The organism is Henriciella aquimarina (assembly GCF_002088975.1).
Taxonomy (GTDB): domain Bacteria; phylum Pseudomonadota; class Alphaproteobacteria; order Caulobacterales; family Hyphomonadaceae; genus Henriciella; species Henriciella aquimarina.
In genome coordinates this window covers 187,577-207,685 of the sequence record NZ_NCST01000116.1, presented here as the reverse complement: position 1 = coordinate 207,685, position 20,109 = coordinate 187,577, and the positions used below count along the sequence as shown (strand labels likewise).

Annotated in this window: 24 protein-coding genes; 12 read left to right on the top strand and 12 right to left on the bottom strand. The window is 63.1% G+C overall.

Translation table 11 applies throughout. The annotated features are described in order from the left end of the window. Window positions 1-5 precede the first annotated feature (5 nt). Window positions 6-791: a glutathione S-transferase family protein gene (locus tag B8784_RS18565; protein ID WP_084399418.1), complete on the top strand. Its 786-nt coding sequence runs from the start codon at window positions 6-8 to the stop codon at window positions 789-791. A 43-nt stretch (window positions 792-834) separates the two neighbouring features. Further along, window positions 835-1,500: a thiamine phosphate synthase gene (thiE, locus tag B8784_RS18560; RefSeq protein ID WP_084399416.1), complete on the top strand. Its 666-nt coding sequence runs from the start codon at window positions 835-837 to the stop codon at window positions 1,498-1,500. Here thiE and B8784_RS18555 read toward each other — a convergent pair. Together B8784_RS18555 and B8784_RS18550 are read right to left on the bottom strand one after the other, a co-directional pair. Then, the gene (locus tag B8784_RS18555; protein WP_084399415.1) at window positions 1,497-1,760 is read right to left on the bottom strand and encodes a DUF4282 domain-containing protein; all 264 of its coding nucleotides are present in this window, start codon (window positions 1,758-1,760) and stop codon (window positions 1,497-1,499) included. The genes thiE and B8784_RS18555 overlap by 4 nt on opposite strands. Window positions 1,761-1,795: 35 nt before the next feature. Continuing rightward, complete coding sequence (locus tag B8784_RS18550; protein WP_084399413.1) at window positions 1,796-2,095, bottom strand: DUF4282 domain-containing protein; 300 nt, start codon at window positions 2,093-2,095, stop codon at window positions 1,796-1,798. Between the two features lie 159 nt (window positions 2,096-2,254). On the opposite strand from B8784_RS18550, the gene efp reads away from it, so the two are divergent. After that, window positions 2,255-2,821, top strand: a complete 567-nt coding sequence (gene efp, locus B8784_RS18545; protein WP_084399411.1) for an elongation factor P — start codon at window positions 2,255-2,257, stop codon at window positions 2,819-2,821. Window positions 2,822-2,827: 6 nt separating this feature from the next. Beyond that, on the top strand, window positions 2,828-3,640 hold the full coding sequence (locus tag B8784_RS18540; protein ID WP_084399408.1) for an inositol monophosphatase family protein: 813 nt from the start codon (window positions 2,828-2,830) through the stop codon (window positions 3,638-3,640). Window positions 3,641-3,643: 3 nt separating this feature from the next. Here B8784_RS18540 and B8784_RS18535 read toward each other — a convergent pair whose 3' ends face one another. Next, entirely contained in the window at window positions 3,644-5,482 is a 1,839-nt protein-coding gene (locus B8784_RS18535; protein WP_084399405.1) for an ABC transporter transmembrane domain-containing protein, read from the bottom strand. A 133-nt stretch (window positions 5,483-5,615) separates the two neighbouring features. On the opposite strand from B8784_RS18535, the gene rpmE reads away from it, so the two are divergent. Then, window positions 5,616-5,834, top strand: coding sequence for a 50S ribosomal protein L31 (gene rpmE, locus B8784_RS18530; RefSeq protein ID WP_084399401.1), 219 nt, complete (start codon window positions 5,616-5,618; stop codon window positions 5,832-5,834). A 52-nt stretch (window positions 5,835-5,886) separates the two neighbouring features. Here the strand turns inward: rpmE and zapE are convergent, their stop codons facing one another. The 3 genes from zapE to B8784_RS18515 are packed head-to-tail and all read right to left on the bottom strand — an operon-like array spanning window position 5,887 to window position 8,150. Continuing rightward, on the bottom strand, window positions 5,887-7,032 hold the full coding sequence (gene zapE, locus B8784_RS18525) for a cell division protein ZapE (protein ID WP_084399399.1): 1,146 nt from the start codon (window positions 7,030-7,032) through the stop codon (window positions 5,887-5,889). Window positions 7,033-7,037: 5 nt separating this feature from the next. After that, the gene (locus B8784_RS18520) at window positions 7,038-7,655 is read right to left on the bottom strand and encodes a rhomboid family intramembrane serine protease (protein ID WP_084399395.1); all 618 of its coding nucleotides are present in this window, start codon (window positions 7,653-7,655) and stop codon (window positions 7,038-7,040) included. 57 nt (window positions 7,656-7,712) lie between these two features. Further along, a complete protein-coding gene (locus B8784_RS18515; RefSeq protein WP_084399391.1) occupies window positions 7,713-8,150 on the bottom strand; it encodes a DNA-binding transcriptional response regulator in 438 nt (145 codons plus the stop codon). Between the two features lie 229 nt (window positions 8,151-8,379). Here B8784_RS18515 and B8784_RS18510 point away from each other — a divergent pair, with 229 nt between their 5' ends. After that, window positions 8,380-9,279 (top strand): 1-acyl-sn-glycerol-3-phosphate acyltransferase, encoded by a 900-nt coding sequence (locus B8784_RS18510; RefSeq protein ID WP_084399388.1) that lies wholly within the window; start codon window positions 8,380-8,382, stop codon window positions 9,277-9,279. Window positions 9,280-9,330: 51 nt separating this feature from the next. Here the strand turns inward: B8784_RS18510 and secA are convergent, their stop codons facing one another. Further along, window positions 9,331-12,120 (bottom strand): preprotein translocase subunit SecA, encoded by a 2,790-nt coding sequence (secA, locus tag B8784_RS18505; protein ID WP_084399535.1) that lies wholly within the window; start codon window positions 12,118-12,120, stop codon window positions 9,331-9,333. 195 nt (window positions 12,121-12,315) lie between these two features. On the opposite strand from secA, the gene B8784_RS18500 reads away from it, so the two are divergent. From B8784_RS18500 to B8784_RS18485, 5 genes are all read left to right on the top strand, one after another. Continuing rightward, the gene (locus B8784_RS18500) at window positions 12,316-13,326 is read left to right on the top strand and encodes a peptidylprolyl isomerase (protein WP_084399386.1); all 1,011 of its coding nucleotides are present in this window, start codon (window positions 12,316-12,318) and stop codon (window positions 13,324-13,326) included. Next, complete coding sequence (gene argJ, locus B8784_RS18495) at window positions 13,323-14,573, top strand: bifunctional glutamate N-acetyltransferase/amino-acid acetyltransferase ArgJ (protein ID WP_084399384.1); 1,251 nt, start codon at window positions 13,323-13,325, stop codon at window positions 14,571-14,573. Before B8784_RS18500 ends, argJ begins: the two co-directional genes overlap by 4 nt. Then, window positions 14,570-14,974, top strand: a complete 405-nt coding sequence (mutT, locus tag B8784_RS18490) for an 8-oxo-dGTP diphosphatase MutT (protein ID WP_084399383.1) — start codon at window positions 14,570-14,572, stop codon at window positions 14,972-14,974. The genes argJ and mutT overlap by 4 nt, the downstream gene beginning before the upstream one ends. Window positions 14,975-14,985: 11 nt before the next feature. Further along, window positions 14,986-15,156, top strand: a complete 171-nt coding sequence (locus B8784_RS21425; RefSeq protein ID WP_143435624.1) for a Flp family type IVb pilin — start codon at window positions 14,986-14,988, stop codon at window positions 15,154-15,156. A 79-nt stretch (window positions 15,157-15,235) separates the two neighbouring features. Then, a complete protein-coding gene (locus tag B8784_RS18485; protein WP_084399380.1) occupies window positions 15,236-16,402 on the top strand; it encodes an epoxide hydrolase family protein in 1,167 nt (388 codons plus the stop codon). An 8-nt stretch (window positions 16,403-16,410) separates the two neighbouring features. Here B8784_RS18485 and B8784_RS18480 read toward each other — a convergent pair whose 3' ends face one another. From B8784_RS18480 to B8784_RS18465, 4 genes are all read right to left on the bottom strand, one after another. After that, complete coding sequence (locus tag B8784_RS18480; protein ID WP_084399377.1) at window positions 16,411-16,713, bottom strand: aa3-type cytochrome c oxidase subunit IV; 303 nt, start codon at window positions 16,711-16,713, stop codon at window positions 16,411-16,413. A gap of 110 nt (window positions 16,714-16,823) precedes the next feature. After that, the gene (locus B8784_RS18475) at window positions 16,824-17,261 is read right to left on the bottom strand and encodes a DUF1178 family protein (protein ID WP_084399375.1); all 438 of its coding nucleotides are present in this window, start codon (window positions 17,259-17,261) and stop codon (window positions 16,824-16,826) included. A gap of 23 nt (window positions 17,262-17,284) precedes the next feature. Continuing rightward, window positions 17,285-17,545 (bottom strand): glutaredoxin 3, encoded by a 261-nt coding sequence (gene grxC, locus B8784_RS18470; RefSeq protein WP_084399373.1) that lies wholly within the window; start codon window positions 17,543-17,545, stop codon window positions 17,285-17,287. A 31-nt stretch (window positions 17,546-17,576) separates the two neighbouring features. Further along, window positions 17,577-18,293 carry a ComF family protein gene (locus B8784_RS18465; RefSeq protein WP_233356234.1) on the bottom strand — a complete coding sequence of 239 codons (717 nt, stop codon included), beginning with the start codon at window positions 18,291-18,293 and terminating at the stop codon, window positions 17,577-17,579. 52 nt (window positions 18,294-18,345) lie between these two features. Between B8784_RS18465 and B8784_RS18460 the strand changes: the two genes are divergently transcribed. Beyond that, window positions 18,346-19,257, top strand: a complete 912-nt coding sequence (locus B8784_RS18460) for a methyltransferase domain-containing protein (RefSeq protein ID WP_084399367.1) — start codon at window positions 18,346-18,348, stop codon at window positions 19,255-19,257. Window positions 19,258-19,314: 57 nt separating this feature from the next. Here the strand turns inward: B8784_RS18460 and B8784_RS18455 are convergent, their stop codons facing one another. After that, window positions 19,315-19,977, bottom strand: a complete 663-nt coding sequence (locus B8784_RS18455) for a DUF1013 domain-containing protein (RefSeq protein ID WP_084399363.1) — start codon at window positions 19,975-19,977, stop codon at window positions 19,315-19,317. Between the last annotated feature and the right edge of the window lie 132 nt (window positions 19,978-20,109).

The window sequence follows — 20,109 nt, the reverse complement described above, 5'->3', positions numbered from 1 at the left end:
TCACCATGCTTATCGTCTATGAACATCCGCTTTCGCCCTATGCCCAGAAAGTGAAGATCTCGCTTCGGGAGAAGGGGGTCGATTTCGAGGCGCGCCTGCCGGCCGGGATCGGGACGGGCGACACGCCGGACGATTTCATGACGGGCAATCCGCGCGGCGAGGTGCCCTTCCTGCGCGATGGCGATGTGTCGGTCTTCGATTCCACGATCATCCTGGAATATATCGAGGACAAGTGGCCAAGCCCGGCCATGCTTCCCGGTACGCCGGCCGAACGCGCGCGGGTCCGTCTCATCGAAGACGTGATGGACTGCCATTATGAGCCGATCAATTGGGGCCTGGGCGAGCTCAACAATTTCAAGCGCGCCACAGGGGCGCTGAAGGACCGGATCATGACGCGCGCCGGTGAGCAGATTGCCGGGCTTCATGCCTGGCTGGAACGCGAGCTGGGCGATCGCGAATGGTTCAACGGGGAGACATTCGGCTGGGGTGACCTCTCCGTCGTGCCCTACATAAACGGGTCTGCCGGGTCAGGCTTTGCGCCGCCCGAAGGCAGCAAGCTCGAAGCCTGGCACAAGCGGGCCATGCAACGCGAAAGCGTTTCGAAATCGGCCCAGGAAGCCGTCGATTCCATCTCGGGCATGCAGGATGTCAGCGGCGCGGTCGAGGCCGGTCTCTTCAAGCGGGAATATCGCGACCACCGGCTGGAATGGATGATCAAGTCCGGCGGGCTCGATGTCGTCCTGAAGGGGTTGGAGAAGGACAATATCCGCTTCACGCCGGACTTCAGCTGATACGGGCTTTTCTCTTTGGCGCCGGACGTCTAGTCAGGGCGCCATGAGTGACCCGAAACGCGAACGCACACACCTCTACCTGATCACGCCTTCCGACGTCGCGGATGTCGCGGGCTTCGTGAAGACGTTCGAGTCGGCCCTGGAGGGCGGCGACGTCGCTTCCCTGCAGGTGCGCATCAAGCCGGACGGTCTGGTCGACGAGGTGAAGACGAAGGCGGTTGCCGAAGCGCTGTTGCCAGCCTGCCGGGCGCATGATGTTGCACTGATCATCAATGACAGTGTCGATGTCTGTGCGGAGGTGGGGGCCGACGGGGTCCATCTCGGGCATCTCGACATGCGCGTGAAGGATGCCCGCAAGCGGCTCGGCAAGCAGCCCATTATCGGGGCGACGGCGAAGAACAGCCGCCACGTCGCCATGGAGGCAGGCGAGCAGGGGGCCGATTATGTCGCTTTCGGCGCCTTTTATCCGAGCGAGACCAAGGCCGACACGGTGCCCGCCGACCCGGAGCTGCTGACCTGGTGGCAGGCGGTCATGGAGCTGCCCTGCGTCGCCATTGGTGGCATCACGCCGGAGCGCGCCAGGGACCTGTCAGTGGCAGGCGCTGATTTCCTCGCGGTGAGTTCGGCAGTCTGGTCGCATGCGGATGGGCCAGCCGCCGCCGTGGCCGCCTTCAACGCCGCGCTCGATGAGGCCGAAGCTGCCTTCTAGGCCTTCTTGCCCATCCGCAGGATGGCGAGAACGACCTCCGACAAGACGCGCAGGACGAGCAGCTTCAGGATCACGATAAAGGGCGTCTTGATGACGCCCCAGAGCGCGGTGTCCCAGTCATTGTCGAAGAAGGTGATCCAGTGCCAGAGGGCGCGCAGGCCCCAGACAAGGATCAGGACCATGCCGACATAGAAGAGGAACTTGGTCAGCACCTCTCCCATCGGTTTCTCGAAGCTCAGATAATTCGACAGCATGTTCATCGGGCACACCTCATCATCTCAGCGCCGCGGCAGGATCAGGGAAGCGTCTTGTCGCTTGCTTCCTTCTCCTTCATCTGACGCAAGGCCGAGAGATTGTCACTGATCCGGAAGATCACAATCATCATTTCGCACAGGATACGCACATAGATGACGGCCAGCGGGACCGTGATCAGGCCGAAGAGGAACACGCCGAACCGGCCGGAGAACAGGCTTTGCAGAAGAAAGAAGACGCCACCGATAATCACAATGACGAGCAGAACATAATAGAGTATTTTGACGATCGTTCCCGTGATCATCTTGTCGAAGCTCAGGAACCTTCCCAGCAAACCATCCATTGAAATTCCCCTTTATCGTCAGGTTTAAAAAACCCCAGATATCTGATTTGTAATGATATTGGAAGCGTCGTTCAGGCCGGTCATTCCTGCGGTGTTTGTCTTGACCGGTCCGGGGTTGGGGGCTACCTGCCCACCGGGTTCAATCGGGAATAAAAGCGTATGGCCAAGATCAATGGCAACGAAATCAAGCCCGGCAATGTCATCGAGCATGATGGCAGCGTCTGGCGTGCGATGAAAACCAATGCCGTGAAGCCCGGCAAGGGCGGCGCGTTCAACCAGGTCGAGCTGCGCAATCTGATGAATGGCTCGAAGCTCAATCACCGCTTCCGCGCTTCCGAGACGGTGGAAAAGGTTCGCCTCGAACAGCGGGAATTCCAGTTCCTCTACGACACGGGCGACGCCTATGCCTTCATGGACCAGGAGAATTTCGAGCAGGTCGAGCTGCAGAAGGATTTCGTCGGCGATCAGGGCCAGTTCCTGCAGGACGGCATGACGGTCGAGATCGAATATTACGAAGAGACCCCGATTGGCGTGGCCGTGCCCGAGCAGGTCACCCTCACCATCGAAGAGACCGAGCCGGTCGTGAAGGGCCAGACGGCCGCCAACAGCTTCAAACCCGCTGTCTGTGACAACGGCGTCCGCGTCATGGTCCCGCCCTTCTGCGGCGTGGGTGAGCGCATCGTCGTGCAGACCTCCGACACGACCTATCTGAAACGGGCCGACTAGAGCGACATGTCCAAGCCTTCTCCCGTCGGAACCGTGATGATCAATGCCGCCCGCCAGGCCGGGCGCTCGCTGGCGCGCGATTTTCACGAAGTCGAGAACCTGCAGGTCTCCAAGAAGGGCCCGGCAGACTTCGTCTCGAATGCCGACCACCGCGCCGAGCAGATCATCTATGACAGCCTGGCCAAGGCGCGGCCCGGCTATGGCTTCGTCATGGAAGAGCGCGGCGTCGTCGAAGGCACCGACAAGTCCAACCGCTTCATCGTCGATCCGCTGGACGGTACGCTGAACTTCCTGCACGGCCAGCCCCACTATGCCGTCTCTATCGCGCTGGAGCGCGAAGGCCAGCTCTTCTGCGGTGTCGTCTATGACGTCGCCAAGAACGAGATCTTCTGGGCCGAAACCGGTCGCGGAGCCTGGCTGGACCAGCGCAAGCTGCTGGTCGCCGGGCGCAAGCGTCTGGAAGAGTCCGTCTTTGCCACAGGCACGCCCTGGCTCGGCAAGGCGGAAACCGCCCACCGCCAGTTCGCCAATGAGATCGCCGGCATGACGCCGGTCTGCGCGGGCATCCGCCGCTATGGCTCGGCTGCGCTCGACCTGGCCTGGGTCGCCGCCGGGCGCTTTGACGGGTTCTGGGAACGCGGGCTGAAGCCGTGGGACATTGCCGCTGGCATCGTGCTAGTGCGCGAAGCCTATGGCGTTGCCGAAGAGATCGATGGCGGCGACGTGCAGACCACGGGCAACATCATCGCGGGCAACGAAACCCTGCTGCCGAAACTGAAAGAGCGTCTGCGCCGGGCGAAGGCGTTCGGCGAGGACTGAGCCCTATTCGGCCGCTTGTGCGGCAAACTGCATTTCCGCCAGCCTTGCATAGAGCCCGCCCTGGGCCACCAGCGCGTCATGCGTGCCCTGTTCGACAATTCCGCCCCGGTCCATGACCAGGATGCGGTCGGCGCGCCGGATGGTCGACAGGCGGTGCGCGATGACGAGCGTCGTGCGGCCCTCTGCGGCGGTCGAGATCGCCTTTTGCACCAGCCGTTCGCTCTCGCTGTCGAGCGCGGAGGTCGCCTCGTCCAGCAGCAGGATGGGTGCTTCGCGCACCAGGGCGCGGGCAAGCGCGATGCGCTGGCGCTGGCCGCCGGACAGCGAGCGGCCCTTCTGGCCGATATGGGTGTCGAGCCCACCTTTCTCTTCAAGGAAGCTCCAGGCTTCGGCCATCTTTGCCGCCTTGATCAGCTGGTCGTCGCTGACCGGGCCGACGGAGCCGAAGGCGATGTTCTCGCGTGCGGTGCCGGTGAACAGCGCCGATTCCTGCGGGGCATAGGCAAACAGGCTGCGCCAGAGCGCCGGTTCCGTTTCGGTGGAGGAGACGCCGTCTACCGTGATACGCCCGGCCTGGGGGTCGAAGAGGCGAAGGGCCAGACGGAAGACGGTCGACTTGCCTGCCCCTGAGGGCCCGACCAGCGCGACGAACTCGCCCGGTTTCACATCAAGGCTGAAATCCTGCAATGCGGGCAGGTCGGCGCGGTCGTAAGCGAAGGCGATACGATCAAAGACGAGATGGCCGTGAGAAGGGGCTGCCAGCGGGGCAGGTGCCTCGGGCGAGCGGATCTCGGGCGTCTCCTTCAGGATTTCGCTGGCCCGGTCGGAGGCACCGGCCGCGCGCATGACCTCGCCCCAGGCTTCCGCCAGCATGCTGAAGCCGGAGCCGGCATAGAAGGCGTAGAGGATCATCTGGGTCAGCTCGCCGGGCGTCATGTTGCCGGTCGCAACCGCGCGCGCGCCAAGCCAGAGAATGCCGACCATGCCGCCCAGCAGCATGATGGAGACAGCGAGGATCATGAAGGCGCGCGCCGTGATGCGGCTGAGCGCGGCCTTGAAGACGGCTTCGGCCGCCTCGGTGAAGGATTTGCGCCGGCGCTCTTCCTGGCCATAAGCTTGGACCAGTTCGATGGCGTCGAGCGCCTCGGAGGCGTCGGCGCCGGCCTCGGCCAGGCGCGACTGGGCCCGGTTCGAGGCGCCGCGAATGATGCGGCCGATGATCAGCACCGGCAGTATCGCCAGCGGGATCATCAGGAGCAGCGTCCCGCCAAGCTGCCAGTTCGTCACCAGCATCATGGCGATGGCGCCGACCGTGGACAGGATGGTGCGGGTCGCCAGCGAGGCCGTCGAACCGAGAAAGGTCTCGATCAGGGTGACGTCGGCGGTCAGCCGGGAGACCGCCTCGCCGGAGCGGATATCGGCATGGAAGCGCGGCGACAGGCTGAGCAGCTTTTTGTAGAGGTCGGTGCGCAGGTCGGCGGCCACGCGTTCGCCGAAGCGGGAGACGAAATAGAAGCGCAGCGCGCTGAGCACGCCCATCAGCACTGCGGCGATCAGGACATAGAGGAAATACTGGTCGATCGTCTCGAGCAGGTCCGGCCCGCTCGTGCCGCCGCGTCCGGCATCGACAGCCTGGCCGAACAGGGCCGGGATGGAGAGCGCGGCCATGGTGCTCACCACCAGGAAGATGGCGGCGACGAAAACCAGCCCGATATGGCGCTTCACATAGGGCCAGAGCAGGGCCAGCGGCTTGATGCTGCGCGCCTTGGCGCGGGTCTGAGCGGCCTGGTCCGGCGTGGTTTCGCGGCGGTCGTTCGTGACCGCGTCTGTTGTCTCGCTCATTGCATCGCACCTAGCTTGTTATCGCCCCCTTGCGGGAACGTCGTCTTTCTATTAAGACCCCGCTTTCCGAATTTCACAGAGGCCAATCCGCACAGGCATGCGTAACGGCCACTGACGCGAAGGACCAGAGACGATGAAAGCCGAAGGCCATCCCGATTACCACTTCATCACTGTCGTGATGACTGATGGAAGCGAATACCAGACCCGTTCGACCTTCGGTAAGGAAGGCGACAAGCTGCACCTGGATATCGATCCGCGCACGCACCCGGCCTGGACGGGCAGCACGCAGAACCTTGATCGCGGCGGCCGTGTCTCGCGCTTCAAGGATAAGTTCAAGGGCTTCGGCGTCTAAGCCACCCTCGTTCATCATGCTTTGAAAGCCCCCGTCGGAAAGGCGGGGGTTTTTATTTGCCGGTCTGTTCCAGCTCCTGGGCGCGCGGCGGTACGCGGTGTTCCAGCGCCAGGTATTCCTTCGAACGCATTTCGTGCAGTCGGCTGGCCGTGCGCTGGAATTCGAAACTGCCCTCGCCTGTGGGGTAGAGGTCGTCCGGCTCGGCGGCGGCTGTTGCCACCAGCTTCACACGCGCCTCGTAGAGCGCATCGATCAGGGCAACGAAGCGGGCGGCCTCGTTGCGCTTGTCGGGGGTGAGTTCGGGGATGCCATCCAGAAGCACGGTGTGGAAGTTCGCGGCAATGGCGAGATAATCGCGTGAGCCGAGCGGCTTCTCGCAAAGTTCCGGAAAACTGAACCGGGCGACGCCGGCGGCTTCTTTCGGCACCAGAAGCTTGCGGCCTTTCACGGTCAGGAAACACTGATTGGGTTTGGCGCCGAGCGTCAGCCGGTCAAAGGCCTGGTCGAGGCGTTTCTCGCCGGCGTCCCCCTGCAGCAGGTGCCAGACGGGCGCTTCGGTGAGGCGTTCGAGGCGGTAATCGCGTTCGGATTTCAGTTCGAAGACCTCGCACTGCTCCTTGATCATCTCGATGAAGGGCAGAAAGAGCTCGCGGTTGAGCCCGTTCTTGTAGAGTTCGTCGGGATGGCGGTTGGAAGTCGCGACCACGGTAACACGGTGCTCGAAAAGATTCTCGAACAGGCGCCCGAGGATCATCGCATCGGCGATCTGGCTGACCTGGAACTCATCGAAGCAGATCAGCTTCGCTTCAGACGCGATCAGTTTCGCGACAGGCGGGATGGGGTCGCTGCCGGTGCCCTTCACGCGGTGCGCCGCGCGGCGGCGCTCGCTCTCGTCCATTTCGCGCCAGGCATTCATCTCGTCATGCACCCGGCCCATGAATTCATGGAAATGGACACGTTTCGAGGGGACCGGCGCCAGTTCGTGGAAGAGGTCCATCAGCATCGACTTGCCGCGCCCGACACCGCCCCACATGTAGAGCCCGCGAATGTGCGGCGGCTTGCGGAAAAGCCCGCCGGAGGGGGCGTTCTGCAGGCGGTGGAGCACGCCGTCGAGCTTGCGGGCGGCTTCCAGCTGGGCCGGGTCCTCGCTCAGCTGGCCGGCGGCGGTGCGTTCGAGATAGGCGGCTTCGACACTCATGAGGCTCAGCTTCCTCCCAGAACGGCCGAGATCTGTTCGGCGAAAACGGCGAGTGCCTGCGGCTCGAGAGCGATTGTGGCGAGCAGCCCGGCAATCCCCCCGCCAATATGGGCTTCATGCCCGATCACCTTGTTCTCGCGCTGGGCCAGCATGGCGCTTACCACGATGAACAGGATGGCAAACACCACTGCCGGCATCGGGAAGACGATGACGTAGAGCATCCTGAAAGGTTCGAACAGGCAGAAAGCCAGGATGATGCCAGAGGTCGCCCCCGACGCGCCGAGCGCGCGATAGTCCGGCTTGCGGAAATTCTCCAGCAGCGCCCAGAGATTGCCGCCGAGCAGGGCGGCGAAATAGACGATCACGAATTTGGCCGTGCCGATCCAGGACTCGATGAACTGCCCGAACTGGAACAGCACGAACATGTTGATGAGCAGGTGAAACAGCCCGCCATGCAGGAAGCCGGAGGTGATCAGCCTGTGCCATTCGCGCCGCTGCCTGATGGCCCCGACATCGAAGAGGTTGCCTATCAGGAAAGCCGGGTTGGAAAAGGCGTAAAGGCTGGCCAGCACATTCGCGCCGATCAGCGTCAGTGTGGCCGGGAACTGGGAAAATGACTCCATGCGTTTGCCCTAGCGCAACAGCGCCCGGAACGCATGGAGTTTTTGACGCGAAACCGCTCAGGCTGCAGCAATATGCTGGCGGGTTTCCGGCTCGGCCATCTGGTCGAAGAAGAAGTCGAGCATGGCTTCAGGCCGCTGGATGAAACGGTTGTAGGGCAGGTTCGCCTTGAACACCGGTTCGGCCGCGATGTTGCAGCCGCAGCGATGGGCCGTGGCCACGATGGATTCGCGGTCGGCATGGGCGCTGGAGACGGCAATGCGGTGGCTGCCCATATTGGCGATGCGTGCAATCGTCATGTCGCCATCATAGCTGTCGGGCAGGGTCAGTTCCGTGATGATGAGATCGAAACGCTCCAGCCGCAGGCGGCGTTCGGCTTCCATCAGTGTCGGTGCAAGGACCAGATCGACCTGGACACGCGCGCGGGCCGCCTTGTCGGCGGCAATGGCCAGCATGTCGCGTACCGGTTCATGATCTTCAATCCACAGAACTTTCATTGACTCTACCCTATCTGGTCCAGACCCGGAGCCCATCAGCGCTCCCCCTTGCTTGTGTGCCAATCTGGCAGCTTGGCATTACGGCTTGGTAAAGCGAAACTTGCTGAATTGTTTACAAATCAAAGCGTTGGCATGCCGCAGCCGGATGGGTTGCACCGTAAGAATCTGTGATAAAGTAAGGGTTTGAGGGAGACTTCTCGTTCCCCTTGGCGCCCTGGCAGAAAGTCTCATGACGGAAGATGTCATCAAAAAAAATCCTTCTACCTCCGCCTTCCTGAGAGAGATCGAGGAGCCCGACCAGCATATTGTCGATACGCTGATCGAGGAGCGCTGCCCGAGCTTTGCCGGTCACTGGAGCTGGCCGGCCGTGCGCCGCGTGCTGTACGCCATGCTCGGCTACCGCAAGGCGCGGAATATGGCCGACACGCTTATGACGCTGAACGGGCGCCAGTCCTTTGATTTCCTGTCTGAGACCCTCGATGTGCGCCTCGACCTCGCCCATCTCGACCGCCTGCCGGAGAGCGGCCGTGTTGTGGTCGTTGCGAATCACCCGACGGGCCTGGCTGACGGGGTGGCGGTCTGGGATGCGCTGATCCGCAAGCGCGAGGACATCGTCTTCTTCGCCAATGCCGACGCCATCCGCGTCAATCCGCAATTCCAGGATGTCATCATCCCGGTCGAATGGGTGGCCGAGAAGCGCACGCCCGCCAAGACGCGCGAGACGCTGCGCCGGGCGGCTGAAGCCTTCGAGCAGGAAAAATGCGTCGTCATCTTCCCGTCCGGCAAGCTCGCCTCGAAGGTGGACGGTGTACTGACCGAGAAGGACTGGTTCTCGACCGCCGTCAGCCTGGCGCGCAAGCAGAAGGCGCCGGTCCTGCCGTTGCATGTCAGCGCCCGCAATTCCTGGCTGTTCTATAAGCTGAGCGAGATCAATGGCGAGCTGCGCGACATCACTCTTTTCCACGAACTGCTCAACAAGAAGGGCGCCGAGTTCGAGATGGCCTTCGGGCCGATGATCCCGCCGGAGAAGCTGAGCGGGGACGCCGCCGAGATTACCCGCCAGCTGCGCGACCACGTCGCCTATGCCCTGGCCGACGACCCGCACCTGGACTTTGAGCCAACCGCATAAAAAAGGCCGCCCGAAGCGGGCGGCCCTCCCGTGTCAGAGACGGACAGTGTTCTAGACGCTTTGCTGGTCGGCGCCGGTCAGCGAGCCGTGGCAATGCTTGTACTTCTTGCCCGAGCCGCAGGGGCAGGGCGCATTGCGCGGGGTCTTCGACCAGTCATCTTCGGCCTGATGCAGCGGCGGACCGGGCTGCTGGACTTCGCCCGGCTTCTCGATCTTGTCGGGGGTCATCTCATTGTTGCCCGTATCCGGGTCGAGATGGCTTTCCTGCATCGGCGGACGGGCCTGCTCGCGCTGCAGCAGTTGCTCGCGCGCGGCGGCCAGCTGGGCCTTCTGTTCGTCGGTCGCCGGCGGGGCGATGCGGATATTCATCAGGATGCGCGTGACTTCGGTGCGCATCGTGTCCAGCAGTTCGTTGAACAGCTTGAAGGCTTCTTCCTTGAACTCGTTCAGCGGATCGCGCTGGCCATAGGAGCGCAGGTGGATGACCGAGCGCAGCTGGTCGATGTGCTGCAGGTGCTGGCGCCAGCGCCCGTCGAGAACCTGCAGGAGGACCTGCTTCTCGATGGCGCGGATCTGCTGGGCGCCGGCCTGCTCGACCTTCTGCTCGAAGGCCTGGTCGGCAGCGACGCGGATCCGCTCGGCGATCTCCTGGTTGGCAACGCCTTCCTCGGCGGCCCACTCGGCAATCGGCAGCTCGAGAGAGACCTCGTTCTTCAGCGTCTCGGTGAGGCCCTCGACGTCCCATTGCTCGGCAAAGGCCTTTTCCGGCATGGCCCCGGCGACCCAGTTGTCGATGACGTCGTGGCGCATGTCGGTGACGACGTCGGTCACCTGCTCGGCATGCATGAATTCGCGGCGCTGCTCGAAGATCGCCTTGCGCTGATCGTTGATGACGTCGTCATATTTGAGGACGTTCTTGCGGATCTCGAAATTGCGCTGCTCGATTTTCTTCTGCGAGGTTTCGATCGCCTTGTTCATCCAGGGGTGGGTGATGCCCTCGTCTTCCTTGATGCCAAGGCTCTTCATGATCGAGTTGAGGCGGTCGGCGGCGAAGACGCGCATCAGGTCGTCTTCCACCGAAATGAAGAATTTCGATTTGCCCGGGTCGCCCTGACGGCCGGTCCGGCCACGCAGCTGGTTGTCGATGCGCCGGCTTTCGTGGCGCTCGGTGCCCAGTACGAAGAGGCCGCCTGCGGCCAGCGCCTCTTTCTTGCCGACCTCGATGGCGGCGAGCACTTCCTCGGAAAGCTGCTTTTCTTCCTCTTCGGTCGGCTCGCGTCCGTTCTTTTCGGTGAAGGTGTCGATGGCTTTCCAGAAGCGCATCTCATAGTTGCCGCCGAGCTGGATGTCGGTGCCGCGCCCGGCCATGTTGGTCGCCACGGTAACGGCGCCCGGCATGCCGGCTTCGGCGATGATCTCGGCTTCGTGCTCGTGATGGCGCGCGTTCAGCACATTGTGCGGAATCTTGGCCTGGGTGAGCAGAGTGGAGATGATTTCGGACTTCTCGATGGACGCGGTGCCGAGCAGGACCGGCTGGCCTTTGGAGCGCGCATCGCGCACCTCGTTGACGATCTCCTGATACTTCGCGCTTGCGACGCGGTAGACGACATCGTCCTCGTCGATCCGCTGGATCGGCTTGTTGGTCGGCAGCTGGAAGACTTCCAGCTTGTAGATGTCGGCGAACTCGGCGGCCTCGGTGATGGCCGTGCCGGTCATGCCGGCGAGCTTGTCATAGAGGCGGAAATAGTTCTGGAAGGTGATCGAGGCGAGCGTCTGGTTCTCCGGCTTGATCTCGACGCCTTCCTTGGCCTCGATCGCCTGGTGGAGGCCTTCCGACAGCCGGCGGCCTTCCATCATGCGGCCGGTAAACTCGTCGACCAGCATCACCTGATCGTCCTTGAGCAGGTAATCCTTGTCCTTGTGGAACAGCTTGTGCGCGCGCAGCGCCTGGTTGGCGTGGTGCACGATGGTGATGTTGTGCGGGTCCCAGAGGGAGCCTTCGAGCAGGCCGGCCTCTTCCAGCATCTGCTCCATCTTCTCCATGCCATCTTCAGTGTAGATGACGGAGCGCTGCTTCTCGTCGAGTTCGATATCGGTCTCGTCGTCGAGCTTCGGGATCAGTGCGTCGATGGTACGGTAAAGGTCGGAGCGGTCGTCGGTCGGCCCGGAAATGATGAGCGGTGTGCGCGCTTCGTCGATCAGGATGGAGTCGACCTCGTCGACGATGGCATAGGCGTGGCCGCGCTGCGCCATCTGGTCGAGCGAGTATTTCATGTTGTCGCGCAGATAGTCGAAGCCGAACTCATTGTTCGTGCCGTAAGTGATGTCGCAGGTATAGGCGGCCTTGCGCTGCTGGTCGTCCAGGCCATGCACGATGGAGCCCGTGGTCATGCCGAGGAAGCCGTAGATCTTGCCCATCCACTCGGCGTCGCGGCTGGCGAGATAGTCGTTGACGGTGATGACGTGGACGCCCTTGCCGGCCAGCGCATTGAGGTAGACCGCCAGCGTCGCCACAAGCGTCTTGCCCTCACCGGTGCGCATTTCCGCGATGGCGCCATTGTGCAGCACCATGCCGCCGATCAGCTGGACGTCGAAATGCCGCATGGCGAGGGTGCGCTTGGCAGCCTCGCGGACGACGGCAAAGGCTTCGATCAGCAGGTCGTCGAGGGTGGCGCCGTCTTCCAGGCGCTTTCGAAACTCGTCGGTCTTGGCGCTGAGCTCCTCATCCGACAGGGCCTCCATTTGTGGCTCAAGCGCGTTGATCTTCTCAACGCGCTTGCGCATGGGCTTGATTCTTCTGTCGTTGGATGAGCCGAATATTTTGCGGGCAACTGAAAGCATCTGAACGGGCACCGAACTGCGCTGTTGACTTGAGAAGGCCCTCCTGCCTTGAACACATTTACAGGAGGTGCACACCGATGATTCCGTGTGCGCGCCGGGCAAACTAACCTCTCGACCAGTTCCCGCGGGAGACTTAAGAACCCCCTGTATGGGTGTCAATGCGGACGGCTGTAGCAGCAACACAAGGGAAATCGGATGAAATCCTGTCGTTTTCTACTTTTCGCACTCGCCCTGACCGGTCTCGTGGCGATCCCCGGGTGCGGAGAAAACAGCAGTTCGCCCTCCCGGCGCGCGGTCGGATTCGACGCTTCCACCGCAGCGGTGGTCAATGGCGAGCCGATCTATATCTCCGACGTCGAACTGGAGGCCGTCGCCCAGGGGCGCATCGAGCCGGGCGAGGCGTTCGGTCCGGACCATACCGAATACCAGATGGTGCTCGACCAGCTGATCGACCAGAAATTGCTCGCCCAGGAAGCTGTCCGCCGCGGCCTCGACCGCTCGCCCAAGGCGCAGCGCCGCCTCGAAACCGCGCGCGAGCGCCTGCTCGGCAATTTCCTGATGGAAAACCTCGTCTCGACCGAGGTGACCGATGCGGCGATCGACAAGATGTATGACGAGCAGGTCAAGCTGCAGCAACTCGACGACGAGGTGCGCATCCGTCACATCCTGGTGGAGACCGAGGAAGAGGCCCAGGACGTGCTCGACAAGGCACGCTCGGGCGAGGACTTCACCTCGCTGGCCTTCGAATATTCCAAGGACACCCGAACCCGGCTCGATGGCGGCTCCTTCGGCTGGGTCTCGCCGAACGAAATGATCGACCCGTTCCCGTCCGTGATCGCGGATACTTCCGCCGGGGAGATGTCGGAACCCTTCGAGTCCGAACAGGGCTGGCACATCCTGAAGGTGGAGGAGCGGCGCACCAAACCGCCCAAGACCAAGGAGGAGATGCGCCCGGAGATCGTCACCTATCTGACCTTCACCGAAATCAGCAAGATCCTGCGCCAGCTGCGCGCCGACGCTTCCATCCAGCAGCGGGACGGTGGCCCGCCGGACCTCTCTTATCTCGATGATCCGTCTGACCTTGGTGATGGCCCGGCAGCAGGCGAAGAGACAGCTGTCCCGCAGGAGGGCACGGAAGACGCCGCGCCCACCGGGGACGAGGCTGAAGACGGCGCCGAGGATACCGGGCAGGGGCCGGCACAATGAAGCTCAAACCCTCTCCTTTCGCACCGGCTGCCTTCCCGGCCCTGCCGGTGGTCAAGGGCGTCCAGGCGGCAACGGCCTCGCGCGGCTTCTATGCCAGGCGCGGGGTCGAGCGGGACGATGTTTTCCTCTTCCTGATGCCGGAAGGCACCAGCGCAGCCGGGGTGTTCACGCGCTCGCATACCGCCTCGGCCGATGTCGACTGGTGCCGCGAGGCGCTGAAGGCCAGCCAGGGCAAGGGACGCGCCGTGGTCTCGAATGCGGGCAACTCCAACGCCTTTACCGGCAAGGCCGGCGTGTTGAAGAACGAGGCGACGTTGACGGCCATGGCCGACACGCTCGGCGTGCCGCGCGAAGAATGCTTCCTGTCGGCCACCGGGGTCATCGGTGAGCCGCTGCCGGACCCGAACTATGTCGGTCAGATGCTGCCCACCCTGAAGGCCGCGCTCGCTGCGCCGGACTGGGAGGCCTGTGCGCGGGCCTTCATGACCACCGACACGTTTCCCAAGGGCGCCGGCGCGACCTGCGAGATCGGCGGCGAAACCGTCTCGCTGGCCGGTATCCTGAAGGGCTCAGGCATGATCATGCCGAATATGGCGACCATGCTCTGCTATGTCTTCACCGATGCCGCGATTACCCCGGATGTGCTCGACGCATTGCTGCGCGACCATGTCGACCGGACGCTGAACTCCGTCACGGTCGATGGCGACACCAGCACGTCGGATACCTGTATGCTGTTTGCGACGGGCGCGTCGGGCGCGCCGCTGATCGAGACGGTGGACGATCCGCGCCTTGAGGGATTCCGCGACGCCCTGTCCAGCGTGCTGCGGGATCTTTCCCACCAGCTCGTCAAGGATGGCGAAGGCGCGTCTAAATTCGTCGAGATCCGCGTCGAAGGCGCTGTCTCCGAAGCATCGGCCAAGACCATTGGCCTGCACATCGCCAACTCGCCGCTGATCAAGACGGCGATTGCGGCCGGCGACGCCAATTGGGGCCGTATCGTCATGGCGGTCGGCAAGTCGCTGGAGCCGATTTCCAAGGACGAGATGCGGATCTGGTTCGGCGATCACCTCGTGGCCGAGGGCGGCATGCGCGCGCCCGGCTATCAGGAAGCCACAGCCACAGCGCATTTTGCCGAGGACGAGATCCTGATCCGGGTGGACGTCGCCGCCGGCCATGCGGCCTGGACGGTGTGGACCTGCGACCTCACACATGCCTATGTCGACATCAACGGGGCCTACCGGACATGACGAAACCGCTCGTTTTCGTCGCCGCCGCCGCCATTTTCGACGCCGACGGCCGTATCCTGCTCGCGCAGCGGCCGCAGGGGAAATCCATGGCGGGCCTGTGGGAATTTCCGGGCGGAAAAGTCGAAACCGGCGAGACGCCGGAAGACGCGCTTTGCCGGGAGCTGCAAGAAGAACTACAGATTGGCGTTCAACCGGCAGATTTGAGGCCGCTCAATTTTGCCAGTTTCGATTATCCCGGCTTTCACCTTTTCATGCCACTGTTCGAAGTGCGCGACTGGAGCGGTGATCCGGTCCCGGTCGAGGGTCAGGCCCTCGAATGGGTCCGTCCGGCTGCTCTGGCAGACTTTCCCGCGCCGCCGGCCGATGTCCCGCTTTTCGAGGATCTGGCGGCGCGCTTTTAAAAGGTGGGCTCATGGTCCGGCATCTAGTTCTGAGATACTGTGGCGATACGCGGGCAGCGACCGCTGTCGAGTACGGCCTGCTTCTCGCGCTCCTGGTCCTCGGACTCGTCGGCGCGGTGACAGCCGCTGGCGGCGCGACCGCCGACCGCTTCAACCGCGTTAATGAAGGCTATCCCGAATAGGTCTTTGCCTTCCCCGGCGTGAAATTGACGCCGGGCCCCAAGCCGTCATGCTCTCCTGATTAAAAAGCAGGAGGATGCCATGGCTGGCGCGCGCCCTTTCACCATCGACATTAGCGATGAAACGCTGTCGCGCATTCGTGAGCGCGTGGCGGCCTATCGCTGGTTCCCGGCGCCGGACGTCGGCGGCCCCTGGCAGTTCGGCATGGCCACCGACGTCATGAAGGACATCCAGGCCTACTGGCTGGAGCGGTATGACTGGCGCGCCATGGAAGCCAGGCTCAATGCCTGGCCGCACTTCAAGGCCGAAGTTGGCGGGCTCGATCTCCATTTCCTCCACATTGTCGGCGAGGCCGAAGGCAAACGCCCGCTTCTGCTGACGCATGGCTGGCCGGGGTCCTTCTATGAATTCTACGAGGCGATCGGGCCCTTGGCCTATCCGTCACAGCATGGCGGCAAGGCGGAAGATGCCTTCGACCTCGTCATTCCCTCCCTGCCGGGCTATGCCTTTTCCGGGAAGCCGACCGCGCCACTCGGGCAGCGCAAGACGGCCGAGCTTTTCGACGCGTTGATGCGCGATGTGCTGGGTTATGAGACCTATCTCGCCCAAGGGGGCGACTGGGGCGGGCTGGTCACGTCATGGCTTGGCTTCGACCAGGCGGCCGGGCATGGCGGCGGCTGTCGCGCGATCCATCTCAACATGATCGGTTTTCGTCCGACGCCGGCCACCCCGCAAAGCGAGACGGAGAAACAGTGGATGGCCCAGAGCCAGGCCGCGATGCAGGCCGAAGGTGCCTATTTCATGCAGCAGGCGACCAAGCCGCAGACGCTCGCCATGGCGCTGATGGATTCACCGGTCGGCACGGCTGCCTGGATTCTGGAGAAGTTTCATGGCTGGTCGGACCTGACGGATGGCGATCTCTTCAGCGTCTATTCGAAGGACCAGCTCCTCACCAATGTCATGCTCTATCTCGTCAATGACGCGATCGCGACGTCGGTCTGGTATTATGCGGCCCTGTTCATGGAGGGCGGCGTCGCCCTGCCAGAGGGCCAGCGCGTTGAGGTCCCCACAGGCTTTGCCAATTATCCGGGCGAGGAAATCTATACGCCGCCGCCGCGCAGCTGGTGCGAGCGGGCCTACAACATCACCTGGTGGTCGGACATGGCAAAAGGCGGGCACTTCGCGGCGATGGAAGTGCCGGACCTGTTTGTCGAGGATGTGAGGGCCTGGGCGCGGTCGCTCGATTGAGCGGGGCTTTAAAGCACCATGCTGAACAGCAGAATCAGGATCTGGATGAAGATTGCCAGACCCGACAGGGCGATCACAGTCGCGATCCAGGCGCCGCCGAAGCCCATGAAGGCCCCGATGGCGATCCCGGCGCCGGCGCACAGGATGAGCGATGCCAGCCAGTTCAGCCCGACAGCCAGTGTGAAGGTCATGTAGCCGACCGTGATCAGAAGGATCAGGGCGCCCCAAGTGCCAGCCTTCATGAAGCCGCCATACATCTTCGACTGGGAGTCGATCTTCATTTCGCCGTGCGTGTATTCGCTCGAAGCCATTGGGCCTTCTCCGTCGCTCAGTTCAGGCTGTTTTATAAAGACAGCTTCCGCCGTCAAGCGGCCAGCTCGTCGCATCTGCGTTTCATTTGCCGCAGGCAAGGCGCGGACGCCTAGTTCAGCTTCGACTTGTCGCTCTTTTTCGGCGGGACGAAAGCAGGCGGCAGCGGCTCGGCGGGCACGCCCTCTTCCTTCAGGGCATCGCGCTCTTCCTGGGTCGTCTCGCCCCAGATCGGCTTGTGCTCGCGCTCGCCATAATACATCGAGCGCGCTTCTTCCGCGAAGCCGTCGCCGACATAGTCGTAATTCTCGGAGATATGCTGGCGCGCCTTGGCAGCGAGCTTGCCGAACACCTTTTCCGGGTCCGACGCGCCGGCCTTCTCCGAGGGACGCACCGAAGGCGCCATGACCTGCTTGCGGACATGGTGGCCCTCACAGGCCGGGCAGGCGATCAGGCCCTTCTCCCGCTGGGTCTCGAAAATGGATGAGGAGCCGAACCAGGCATCGAATTCGGCCTCGCAATCATCGCATATCAGAGCATAGCGGATCATGAGCGCAGCCTGCGTCCCTTGCTTCAGGCTTCGCTGAGCATCGGGTCGAGCTTGCCTTCGCGCTCCAGCGCCATCAGCTCGTCGCAGCCACCGACATGCCGGTCGCCGACGAAGACCTGCGGGAAGGTGCGCGCGCCATTCGAGCGCTGGACCATTTCCTGCTTTTTCGCCGGATCCATGCCGGCATCGATTTCGGTAAAGTCGACGCCCTTCTTCTGGAGAAGGGTGATGGCGCGGGTGCAGTAGGGGCACATGGCGCGTGTATAGACGGTGACCTTTTGCATTCTGGCTCCACATTAGAAACTGGAATGCCTTCTATATGGTGACGTCACCGGGCCTGACAACGCGCGCCAGCACCAGCACGCTGACGGAGGCGGCCTTGCCCTTTTTCAGGGCACGCGTGCAGGCCGTCAGGGTCGCCCCCGTCGTATAGACGTCATCGACCAGCACGATATGCGCCCCCTCAACCTCAGCTGCCCGCGAGGGTCTGACCTGGAAGGCGCCACGAACATTGCTGTGCCGCGCCCGGGCAGAGAGGCCGCCCTGGCTGATCGTCGGGCGGTGGCGCCGGAGGGCATCGACGGCAACGGCCCGGCCGGTGTGCCGGGCCAGCGCCTGGGCCAGCCAGCCGGACTGGTTGAAGCCGCGTGTGGTCAGCCGTCGATAGTGCAGGGGCACCGGCACGATCAGGTCGGCGGTCTCGAGCACATCGCGCCCGGCAAGCGCCATCCAGGTCGCGAAGGTTGCCAGGCCGTCGCGGCGCCCGGCGCGTTTCAGGTCGAGGATCGGCTTGCGGGCGGCGTCGTCATATTGCAGCGCGGCGCGGGCGGCCTGCCATTTCGGCGGCTTCGCTGCACAGGCGCCACACAGGCTGACCTCGCCGAGATCGGTCTCCAGCGGCAGTGCGCACTGGCGGCAGCCCGTGCCGTTGAGAAAGGTCAGGCGAGCGAAATCCTCGGGCGGGATAAGCCCCTGTCCGGCATGGCTTGTCCCGGTCACGAGCGAGCGCTGTGGCCAGATAAAGTCACCCATGGACCGCAATCCGGTCTTTGCGACACGCCTCAAGCGATGCATATCGAGGCTCATGGCACCCGCCCCACCCAAACTCTTCGATCCCGGCCTCGTTGCCCTGCACCGCGACAGGGCCGCGCCGGAGTTCAGCGACTATGCCTTTCTGAAAGAGCGAGAGTCGAGTCATCTCATCGAACGGCTGGAAGATTCCACGCACAGTTTCGAGCGGGCCCTCGATTTCGGCGCGCATGACGGGCGGCTGGCTGAAAAGCTGATGGCCAGCGGACGTGTGAAGCAGGTCGACGCGGTCGATATGTCTGCGCGCTTCGTCGCGGCGATGCAGGCCAGGGGGCTCTCGGCCGGCCAGCTCGATATGGAGGGCGCACCCTTCGCGCCGGCGAGTTATGACCTCGTTGCCAGCGTGCTCAGCCTGCACTGGGTCAATGATCTGCCGGGCACGCTGACGCGCATCCGCGAGCAGCTGAAGCCCGACGGGCTCTTCCTGGGCTGTCTTTTCGGAGGAGGTACGCTAAGCGAACTCAGATCCTGCCTGATCGAGGCGGAAAGCGAGCTGACCGGAGGCGCGGCGCCGCGCCTGTCGCCGCTGCCCGGCCTGCAGGACATGGCGGCGCTGATGCAGCGGGCCGGCTTTGCCTTGCCGGTGGTCGATCTCGACCCAATCACAGTGCGTTATCCAGACCCAATAAAATTACTGGGCGATATCAAGGGGATGGGTGAGCAGGCCGCCTTTGCGCGCAATGAAAAAGCTCCGCGTCGCCCGCTGTCGCGCGCGGTCCTGGCGCGAATGAGTGAGCTTTATGCCGAGCGCTATAGCGACCGCGATGGCAAGGTGCGCGCGACGTTCAACGTCATCTGGCTGTCGGGCTGGGCGCCGCATGAAAGCCAGCCGACGCCCCTGCGCCCTGGCAGTGCCCGCCACAGCCTCGCCGATGCGGTCAGGAAAATTGGTGACAAGAAAAATTAAGCCCGCCCGGCAAGGTGCGCGGGCGGGCTTCAATCGATCCGTCAGAGAGGAAAGCGTCTAGCTCTTGAAGGCCGAGAAGATGTCGTCGGCGTTCGGGGAATCGTCGTCGACGGCATTGGTCTGCGCGTCGGCATCTTCCGCCGGCTTCAGGCCCGGCCCGTCCATTTCCTGCGCCTTCTGGGCATCCATCTTCTTGCGGCGGTCGGCGGCCTTGTTGACGACTTCGTCAAGCTCGATCTGCGAGCAGAGGCCGAGCGTCACCGGGTCGACCGGCTTGATGTTCGGCGAATTCCAGTGCGTCTTGTCGCGCACATTGGTGATGGTCGCCTTGGTCGTGCCGATCAGCTTGGAGATCTGCGCATCGGTTACTTCCGGGTGGTTGCGGATGAACCAGGCGATGGCGTCCGGCTTGTCCTGGCGCCGCGCCACCGGGGTGTAGCGGGCACCCTTGCGCTTGGGCTGCGGGATGTGCGCGATCTTGGATTCGGCGACATGCAGGCGATAGTCCGGGTTTTCCTCGCCCTTGCGGATTTCCTCGCGTGTCAGTTCCCCGCGAGAGATCGGGTCGACGCCGCGCATGTTCTCGGCAACATCGCCATCGGCAATGCCTTTCACCTCGAGCTTGTGCAGGCCGCACAGGTCGGCGATCTGCTCGAAGGAGAGCGTCGTGTTGTCGATCAGCCAGACGGCCGTCGCCTTGGGCATCAGAATATCGGCCATTTTGGGCTCCGTTTGGTTAGCGCCTGAAACGCAGCCGCCCGGCCTTTCGGGCCGGGCGGTCAGGTTCCAGGAAGGGAAAAAATCCTAACGCTGAGGATTATAGAGGCTAAGCGCCGAATTGGGAAGATGGGC

Excerpts from the sequence above, each read along its gene's own strand:
- B8784_RS18550 (WP_084399413.1), bottom strand. The coding sequence starts at position 2,095 with ATGGATGGTTTGCTGGGAAGGTTCCTGAGCTTCGACAAGATGATCACG.
- B8784_RS18500 (WP_084399386.1), top strand. The coding sequence starts at position 12,316 with ATGAAATCCTGTCGTTTTCTACTTTTCGCACTCGCCCTGACCGGTCTC.
- B8784_RS21425 (WP_143435624.1), top strand. The coding sequence starts at position 14,986 with ATGGTCCGGCATCTAGTTCTGAGATACTGTGGCGATACGCGGGCAGCG.
- B8784_RS18540 (WP_084399408.1), top strand. The coding sequence starts at position 2,828 with ATGTCCAAGCCTTCTCCCGTCGGAACCGTGATGATCAATGCCGCCCGC.
- B8784_RS18465 (WP_233356234.1), bottom strand. The coding sequence starts at position 18,293 with ATGGGTGACTTTATCTGGCCACAGCGCTCGCTCGTGACCGGGACAAGC.
- mutT (WP_084399383.1), top strand. The coding sequence starts at position 14,570 with ATGACGAAACCGCTCGTTTTCGTCGCCGCCGCCGCCATTTTCGACGCC.
- B8784_RS18485 (WP_084399380.1), top strand. The coding sequence starts at position 15,236 with ATGGCTGGCGCGCGCCCTTTCACCATCGACATTAGCGATGAAACGCTG.
- B8784_RS18565 (WP_084399418.1), top strand. The coding sequence starts at position 6 with ATGCTTATCGTCTATGAACATCCGCTTTCGCCCTATGCCCAGAAAGTG.
- secA (WP_084399535.1), bottom strand. The coding sequence starts at position 12,120 with ATGCTTTCAGTTGCCCGCAAAATATTCGGCTCATCCAACGACAGAAGA.
- argJ (WP_084399384.1), top strand. The coding sequence starts at position 13,323 with ATGAAGCTCAAACCCTCTCCTTTCGCACCGGCTGCCTTCCCGGCCCTG.
- rpmE (WP_084399401.1), top strand. The coding sequence starts at position 5,616 with ATGAAAGCCGAAGGCCATCCCGATTACCACTTCATCACTGTCGTGATG.
- efp (WP_084399411.1), top strand. The coding sequence starts at position 2,255 with ATGGCCAAGATCAATGGCAACGAAATCAAGCCCGGCAATGTCATCGAG.
- B8784_RS18535 (WP_084399405.1), bottom strand. The coding sequence starts at position 5,482 with ATGAGCGAGACAACAGACGCGGTCACGAACGACCGCCGCGAAACCACG.
- grxC (WP_084399373.1), bottom strand. The coding sequence starts at position 17,545 with ATGCAAAAGGTCACCGTCTATACACGCGCCATGTGCCCCTACTGCACC.
- zapE (WP_084399399.1), bottom strand. The coding sequence starts at position 7,032 with ATGAGTGTCGAAGCCGCCTATCTCGAACGCACCGCCGCCGGCCAGCTG.
- B8784_RS18460 (WP_084399367.1), top strand. The coding sequence starts at position 18,346 with ATGGCACCCGCCCCACCCAAACTCTTCGATCCCGGCCTCGTTGCCCTG.
- B8784_RS18555 (WP_084399415.1), bottom strand. The coding sequence starts at position 1,760 with ATGAACATGCTGTCGAATTATCTGAGCTTCGAGAAACCGATGGGAGAG.
- B8784_RS18480 (WP_084399377.1), bottom strand. The coding sequence starts at position 16,713 with ATGGCTTCGAGCGAATACACGCACGGCGAAATGAAGATCGACTCCCAG.
- B8784_RS18515 (WP_084399391.1), bottom strand. The coding sequence starts at position 8,150 with ATGAAAGTTCTGTGGATTGAAGATCATGAACCGGTACGCGACATGCTG.
- B8784_RS18510 (WP_084399388.1), top strand. The coding sequence starts at position 8,380 with ATGACGGAAGATGTCATCAAAAAAAATCCTTCTACCTCCGCCTTCCTG.
- B8784_RS18475 (WP_084399375.1), bottom strand. The coding sequence starts at position 17,261 with ATGATCCGCTATGCTCTGATATGCGATGATTGCGAGGCCGAATTCGAT.
- B8784_RS18520 (WP_084399395.1), bottom strand. The coding sequence starts at position 7,655 with ATGGAGTCATTTTCCCAGTTCCCGGCCACACTGACGCTGATCGGCGCG.
- B8784_RS18455 (WP_084399363.1), bottom strand. The coding sequence starts at position 19,977 with ATGGCCGATATTCTGATGCCCAAGGCGACGGCCGTCTGGCTGATCGAC.
- thiE (WP_084399416.1), top strand. The coding sequence starts at position 835 with ATGAGTGACCCGAAACGCGAACGCACACACCTCTACCTGATCACGCCT.